8 protein-coding genes and 1 tRNA gene are annotated in these 7,086 nt (G+C 72.0%); 8 read left to right on the top strand and 1 reads right to left on the bottom strand.

Annotation, left to right across the window (positions count from 1 at the left end):
• Nucleotides 1-48: 48 nt before the first annotated feature.
• From galU to ACFC0D_RS30325, 7 genes are all read left to right on the top strand, one after another.
• Nucleotides 49-951, top strand: a complete 903-nt coding sequence (gene galU / locus ACFC0D_RS30295) for a UTP--glucose-1-phosphate uridylyltransferase GalU (RefSeq protein ID WP_376442708.1) — start codon at nt 49-51, stop codon at nt 949-951.
• A gap of 4 nt (nt 952-955) precedes the next feature.
• The gene (gene glp, locus ACFC0D_RS30300; protein ID WP_376442711.1) at nt 956-2,317 is read left to right on the top strand and encodes a gephyrin-like molybdotransferase Glp; all 1,362 of its coding nucleotides are present in this window, start codon (nt 956-958) and stop codon (nt 2,315-2,317) included.
• 57 nt (nt 2,318-2,374) lie between these two features.
• A complete protein-coding gene (gene moaC / locus ACFC0D_RS30305; RefSeq protein ID WP_329119549.1) occupies nt 2,375-2,866 on the top strand; it encodes a cyclic pyranopterin monophosphate synthase MoaC in 492 nt (163 codons plus the stop codon).
• Entirely contained in the window at nt 2,863-3,447 is a 585-nt protein-coding gene (locus ACFC0D_RS30310; RefSeq protein WP_376442714.1) for a molybdenum cofactor biosynthesis protein B, read from the top strand. Before moaC ends, ACFC0D_RS30310 begins: the two co-directional genes overlap by 4 nt.
• A complete protein-coding gene (locus ACFC0D_RS30315; protein ID WP_376442717.1) occupies nt 3,444-4,067 on the top strand; it encodes a GNAT family N-acetyltransferase in 624 nt (207 codons plus the stop codon). Before ACFC0D_RS30310 ends, ACFC0D_RS30315 begins: the two co-directional genes overlap by 4 nt.
• 142 nt (nt 4,068-4,209) lie before the next feature.
• Nucleotides 4,210-5,271 carry a gephyrin-like molybdotransferase receptor GlpR gene (gene glpR, locus ACFC0D_RS30320; protein ID WP_376442720.1) on the top strand — a complete coding sequence of 354 codons (1,062 nt, stop codon included), beginning with the start codon at nt 4,210-4,212 and terminating at the stop codon, nt 5,269-5,271.
• A 96-nt stretch (nt 5,272-5,367) separates the two neighbouring features.
• Nucleotides 5,368-5,441: transfer RNA gene (locus ACFC0D_RS30325), tRNA-Ala, on the top strand.
• An 87-nt stretch (nt 5,442-5,528) separates the two neighbouring features.
• Here ACFC0D_RS30325 and ACFC0D_RS30330 read toward each other — a convergent pair.
• Nucleotides 5,529-6,062, bottom strand: a complete 534-nt coding sequence (locus tag ACFC0D_RS30330) for a hypothetical protein (RefSeq protein WP_376442723.1) — start codon at nt 6,060-6,062, stop codon at nt 5,529-5,531.
• Between the two features lie 229 nt (nt 6,063-6,291).
• On the opposite strand from ACFC0D_RS30330, the gene ACFC0D_RS30335 reads away from it, so the two are divergent.
• The gene (locus tag ACFC0D_RS30335; RefSeq protein ID WP_376442726.1) at nt 6,292-7,032 is read left to right on the top strand and encodes a DUF4232 domain-containing protein; all 741 of its coding nucleotides are present in this window, start codon (nt 6,292-6,294) and stop codon (nt 7,030-7,032) included.
• The last annotated feature ends 54 nt before the right edge of the window (nt 7,033-7,086 follow it).

Here is a 7,086-nt window from a genome sequence, read left to right on the forward strand (position 1 = left end):
CAATGGGAGGCCCATCTTCCTCTCATATCGAACAGCTATCATGCGCCCATGACTCAGTCCCCCACCAGGATCAGCAAGGCTGTCATCCCGGCCGCCGGTCTCGGCACGCGCTTCCTTCCGGCCACCAAGGCCACGCCGAAGGAGATGCTCCCGGTCGTCGACAAGCCCGCGATCCAGTACGTCGTCGAGGAGGCGGTCACCGCCGGCCTCTCCGACGTCCTCATGATCACCGGTCGTAACAAGCGTCCCCTCGAGGACCACTTCGACCGGAACTATGAGCTGGAGGAGGCGCTGACCCGCAAGGGGGACGCGGAGCGCCTCTCCAAGGTCCAGGAGTCCAACGACCTCGCGACCATGCACTACGTGCGTCAGGGCGACCCGCGCGGTCTCGGACACGCCGTGCTCTGCGCGGCCCCGCACGTCGGCGACCAGCCCTTCGCCGTCCTGCTCGGCGACGACCTCATCGACCCGCGCGACCCGCTGCTCTCCCGGATGGTGGAGATCCAGGAGCGCGAGGGCGGCAGCGTGATCGCGCTGATGGAGGTCGAGCCCTCGCAGATCCACCTCTACGGCTGCGCCGCCGTCGAGGCGACCATCGACTCGGACGTCGTGAAGGTGACGGACCTCGTCGAGAAGCCGTCCCCTGCCGAAGCGCCCAGCAACTACGCGATCATCGGCCGCTACGTCCTCGACCCCGCCGTCTTCGGGATAATCCGCGAGACCGAGCCGGGCCGCGGCGGCGAGATCCAGCTGACCGACGCCCTGCAGAAGCTCGCCAAGGACGAGAAGATCGGCGGCCCGGTCCACGGTGTGGTCTTCAAGGGCCGGCGCTATGACACCGGTGACCGCGGCGACTATCTCCGTGCCATTGTCAGACTCGCGTGCGAACGTGATGACCTGGGCCCGGACTTCCGGACCTGGCTTCGCAGTTACGTCACCGAGGAGATGTAGCCACTTGAGCAGCAGTGCGGCACCGGAGTCCGGCGATCTGCCCGGCGTTCCGTCCGGCGAAGCGTCCGCCGATCCCTGCGCGGGTCCCTCCCGCGACCTGTGGTCGGTGGACGAGCACCTCGACGACATCCTGGCGGCGGTCTCCCCGCTCGAACCCATCGAGCTGCAACTGCCGGAGGCCCAGGGCTGCGTCCTCGTCGAGGACGTCACGGTGCCGGTCGCACTGCCCCCGTTCGACAACAGCTCCATGGACGGCTACGCGGTCCGGGTCGCCGATGTGGCCGGTGCCACCGACGAGTTCCCGGCCGTCCTGACCGTCATCGGAGACGTGGCCGCCGGCGCCGACGGCCTGCCCGTCGTCGGCCCCGGCCAGGCCGCCCGGATCATGACAGGCGCCCCGCTGCCGCCCGGCGCCGAAGCCGTCGTCCCGGTCGAATGGACCGACGGCGGTACGGGCGAGGGCGCGGCGAGCGGGATGCGCGCCGCCAGCGCCGCCCCCGAGGGCGCCGGCGGCGAGGTCCGCGTCCACCGGCCCGCCGAGGCCCGCGCGCACGTCCGCGCACGCGGCAGCGACGTCCAGGCCGGTGACCTGGCCCTGGAGGCCGGGACGGTCCTCGGACCGCCCCAGATCGGGCTGCTCGCCGCGATCGGCCGCGCCACGGTGCGGGTGCGCCCCCGCCCGCGCGTCGTCGTGCTCTCCACCGGCAGCGAACTGGTCCAGCCCGGCGAGGAGTTGCGCGAGGGCCAGATCTACGACTCCAACAGCTTCGCGCTGGCCGCCGCCGCACGCGACGCCGGCGCCATCGCCTACCGGGTCGGCGCCGTCACCGACGACGCCGACACGCTCCGGGCCACCATCGAGGACCAGCTGATCCGCGCCGACCTGCTCGTCACCACGGGCGGCGTCAGCGTGGGCGCGTACGACGTGGTCAAGGAGACGCTGACCGCCGACGGACGGGTCGACTTCCGCAAGCTGGCCATGCAGCCGGGCAAGCCGCAGGGCTTCGGGACGATCGGCCCCGAGCACACCCCGCTGCTAGCCCTGCCGGGCAACCCGGTCTCCTCGTACGTCTCCTTCGAGCTCTTCGTGCGGCCCGCGATCCGGGCCCTGATGGGCCTCGAAGATCTCCACCGCCCCCGGGTCCGCGCCGTGCTCAAGGCCGACAGGGCGCTCTCGTCCCCGGCCGGCCGCCGCCAGTTCCTGCGCGGGACGTACGACGCCGAGTCCGGCACCGTCACTCCGGTGGGCGGAGCGGGCTCCCATCTGATCGCGGCGCTCGCGCACGCGAACGCCCTGCTCGTCGTCCCTGAAGAGGCCACCGGCATGGAGCCCGGGCACGAGCTGGACGTGGTCCTCCTCGGCTGAGGAGGCGCTGGTGGCGGTACCGTGGCGTCCCACACAGCGACCGGGAGTGTCACGGCCATGAGCACGCAGCAAGGACTCACCCACATCGACGAGGCGGGTGCGGCCCGCATGGTCGACGTCTCCGCGAAGGACGTCACGGCGCGGACCGCACGGGCCAGTGGCCGCGTCCTCGTCTCGCCGCGCGTGATCGAGCTGCTGCGGGGCGAGGGCGTACCGAAGGGCGACGCGCTCGCCACCGCCCGGATCGCAGGGATCATGGGCGCGAAGAAGACCCCCGACCTCATTCCGCTCTGCCACCCGCTGGCCGTCTCGGGCGTGACGCTCGACCTCACGGTCGCGGACGACGCGGTGGAGATCCTGGCGACCGTGAAGACCACGGACCGCACGGGCGTGGAGATGGAGGCCCTGACGGCGGTCTCGGTGGCCGCACTGACGGTCGTCGACATGATCAAGGCGGTCGACAAGGGCGCGGTCATCTCCGACGTACGGGTGGAGGAGAAGACGGGCGGCAAGTCGGGCGACTGGACCCGGGAAGGGGCCGAGTCGTGACGCGCGGTGGCCGGGTGACCGGGGCGCACGCCCACGAGGAGCCCGCCCAGGAGCCCGCCCCGGCGGCGGGCGCGGATCTCGGCAGCGCCCTCAACGCCCCGTACTCCGCCCTCGTCGTCACCGCCTCCAACCGGGCGGCGGCCGGCGTCTACGAGGACAGGGGCGGCCCGCTGCTCGCCGAAGGGCTGGCCCGCATGGGCTTCGCCGTGGACGGCCCGCAGGTCGTCCCGGACGGCGCGCCGGTCGAGGCCGCGCTCCGGGCCGGGGTCGAGGCCGGGTACGACGTCATCCTCACCACCGGCGGCACCGGCATCTCGCCCACCGACAGGACCCCCGACGTCACCCGCCGGGTCCTCGACCACGAGATCCCCGGCATCCCCGAGGCGATCCGCGCCCACGGCCGGGAGAAGGTGCCGACCGCCGCGCTCTCCCGGGGCCTCGCCGGTGTCGCGCGCGGGACCGTGATCGTGAACCTGCCGGGCTCCTCGGGCGGGGTACGCGACGGCATCGCCGTACTGGAACCGCTCCTGCGGCACGCGGTCGACCAGGTCCGCGGCGGCGACCACCCGAGACCGTCATGATCCCGTCCTGGCCCGTGGTCCTCTCGGACGGAGACGTCGTGCTCCGTCCGATAAAGATGCGTGACCAGAAGGTCTGGCGCGAGGTCAACCGGCGCAACCGCGACTGGCTGCGCCCGTGGGAGGCGACGGTTCCGCCGCCGGCCCCGGGCGGTCCGGTCGCGCAGCGGCCGACGTACCGGCAGATGGTCCGCCATCTGAGGGCCGAGGCCAACGCCGGCCGCATGCTGCCCTTCGTGATCGAGTACCGCGGCGAGCTCGTCGGTCAGTTGACCGTGGCCGGGATCACCTGGGGCTCGATGTGCTCGGGCCATGTCGGCTACTGGGTGGACAGCGCGGTGGCAGGCCGCGGCGTCATGCCGACGGCGGTCGCGCTCGCCGTGGACCACTGCTTCCGTTCGGTCGGACTGCACCGGATGGAAGTCTGCATTCGGCCCGAGAACGGCCCCTCGCGACGGGTCGTGGAGAAATTGGGATTCCGGGAGGAAGGGCTCCGGCCGCGCTACCTCCACATCGACGGGGCGTGGCGGGACCATCTCGTCTTCGCGCTCACCGCCGAGGAAGTGCCCGAGGGGCTGCTTCGCCGCTGGCACCTGGCACGTCCCTCCCACCCCGCCCAATGAAATAAGTGTTCGAATTCAATCAGCAGTTGATCCTCAATCGATCTGAACAATCACAAAAAAGTTCAGTGATATCAGCCAGATCGTGCGACACACCGGGCCAATTGGCCGATGCCCGTAACGGAACCCCTCTACGGTGTGAGGCGTGAGCAGCAGCGGCCTCATCTACGCAGTCATCGTCGGGGCCTGGGCCGCCTACTTGGTACCGATGTGGCTCCGCAGGCAGGACGAGCTCAACGAGGCCCGTCCGACGGAACGCTTCAGCACCGCCATCCGGCTCCTGTCCGGACGGGCGGGAATGGAGCGCCGATACGCCAAGGAGCTGAAGGACCGGGACCGTAGGGCGGACGACGCGGAGCCCGACGCGGACCCGGACGTCGAGACGGAGCATCTCAGCTCGGTCGACGTCCGGGCCTTCTCCGCGCCCGCGGCCAGGACGGAAGCCCGCCTGGAGATCCCGGAACCGGCACCCGCCCCGGCACCCGCCGCCGCGCGCAGGCCCTCCAAGGCGGCCGCCGAGCGCGCCCGCCGCGGCAAGGTCCTCGCCCGGCGCCGACGCACCACGGTCGTCCTCTTCCTCGCCTTCACCCTCGGCGCGGTCGTCGCCGCGGTCGGCGGCCTCGCGTTCCTGTGGGCCCCGGCGGTCCCCGCGGTGCTGCTGAGCGCGTACATCGTGCATCTGCGCACGACGGAACGCCGGCGCTTCGTGTACGTGATGGACCGCCGCCGCGCCGAGGCGGCGGCGGCACGCCTGCGCGAGAGCCGGCCGCAGCGACGGCAGCCGGTGCCGGACGCCGACGAGGAGCCCGCCCGCCCGGAACCCGAACCTGCACCTTCGGTCTCCCCGCAGGAGGCCGGCCGTCGCGCGCTCGTCGAGCAGACGGACCACGCGGAATGGGTGGACCAGCAGCGCGAGCGCGGCCCGGCCCGCGGCGACAGCTGGGACCCCGTCCCCGTCCCGCTCCCCACCTATGTCACCGCCCCGGTCGCCCCGCGGGCGACGAGCGGCGTCGACATCACGGACCCGGAGACCTGGAGCTCGGCCCGCTCCTCCACGGCGGCGGACCCGACCCCGGCACCGTCCCCGACCCCGGCGCCCGCCCCCCGCCAGCGCACGAACCAGCCGCGCCGCCAGCGCGACCACGGCCGCACGCCGCTCTTCGACCAGTACGCGGACGACGACCGCCCCCGCGCGGCCAACGAATGACCCTCGGCCGCGGGGCCTTCGGGCCCCTCGGCTGACCTGCGGGGGAACGGATTTCCTTGCACCCCGATCGGGATGCTAATGTTTCACACGTCGCAAGGGCCTGTGGCGCAGTCTGGTAGCGCACCTCGTTCGCATCGAGGGGGTCTGGGGTTCAAATCCCCACAGGTCCACAAGCGCAGGACGAGATCCCGTCCGATCGAAAGATCGGGCGGGATCTCGTCGTTTCCGGGCGCTTCGTTTCCGCGGGCGCGCAGGAATCACCGACTGCGGTCCAGGACGAGCTCCCGGAGCTCGGCGGCGGAGTCGGCGGCGAGCCGGTAGATGCCCTGAATGCTCGCCGACCTCATCAGCCGCCCGTCCTCGACGTGCTTGAGCCTGCGCTCGCCCCGGCGGGACGTGAACGTCAGCCGCCCCAACAGATCGGCGGGGACGACCGTGTCGAACGCGAGGGGAGAACCGGGCGGCCCGAGCAGCACTTCGGTGACCCCGCCGCCCGCCTTCAGCGCCCTCCAGTCCAGAAGCTTCGCGTAGTCCTCGTCGGCGAGCTCCGTCCCCGCGTCCTCGTACGGGATGAACCGCGACACCTCCATGGCTCCCAGCACGTGCAGGCGGGTGCGGAAGGCCCGGACGGGAAAGATCGTGTCACCGGGCTTCACACCTGCCCGCTCGAAGCTGGGCAGCGACTGGTGCGGGCCGCCGAACAACATCGTCAGGCGCAGGCCGGCGTAGCCGGAGCGCTCGAGGTACCGGCACAGATCGTTGGTCCACAGCGTGGTGTAGGAGTTCGGCACGGCAGAACCGTAGACGCACCCGCTGACAACCGGTCCCTGACGGCGGTGCGATGCCGTCCCAACGTTCCATCCCGCGTTCTGGCTTGCTGCGTTCCCGCAGGTCAGATGGGGTGGAACGTCCCAGCGTCCCGAACCGGCGGTGAGAGCTGGCGGCCGTGGCGACCGCGGCGGCACGGTGGTGACCAGGCCGCCGGACGAGGCGGTCGGCCACCACCTACGGGGAGTTCACATGCGTACCTTCCGCACCCGCACCACCGTCCTTGCCGCCACCACCGCCGCACTCGCCCTCGCACTCACCGCCTGCGGCGGGGCGGACGACGCCGGTACGAAGGACAAGAAGGCCGCCGCGTCCGTCTCACAGGTCACGCCCAGCACCGGAGCCACGGAGAGCGGCACCGGCACCACGGGCGGCACCGGAGCCACGGAGACCGGCACCGGCACCGGCACCACGGGCGGCAACGGCACCTCAGGTGGGGACACGTCGGGCGCGGCGACGTCCGCCGCACAGACCGGCGCCAAGAAGAAGAACGACGGCAGCACCCCGGCCTGCACCGCCAACGACGTGAAGATCTCCGCGGTCAAGCAGGACGGCGTACCCACCACGCACATCACCCTGACCGCCACGAACGTCTCGGGCCGCTCCTGCACCCTGCTCCAGTACCCGCTGATCGCGTTCGGCGACATCCAGACGGCCAAGGACGTCCCGTCCGTCGCCAAGAGCAAGCCGGGCACGCCCGTCGTCCTCTCCGCCGGCGCCCCGGCCTACGCCGCCGTGCGCATCAACAACGGCGGAGTCGACGAGGAGAACCGCGCCGTGACCTCGTTCAACGTGAACCTCTTCGCCAAGGACGGCCCGGCGGAGGGCAGCAAGGTGGTCAAGGCTCCCGCCGGCGGCATCGCCGTCGACGACGCGGCCGCCAGGACCGGCTACTGGACGCACGAGCTGCGCAACGGCGCCGACGAGTTCTGATCCCCCCGCACTCCCCGGTGGGCGAGGGTGGCCGCGGCGGCGCGGCCCCCCCAG

The organism is Streptomyces sp. NPDC056222, from assembly GCF_042264065.1.
Classification (GTDB): Bacteria; Actinomycetota; Actinomycetes; order Streptomycetales; family Streptomycetaceae; genus Streptomyces.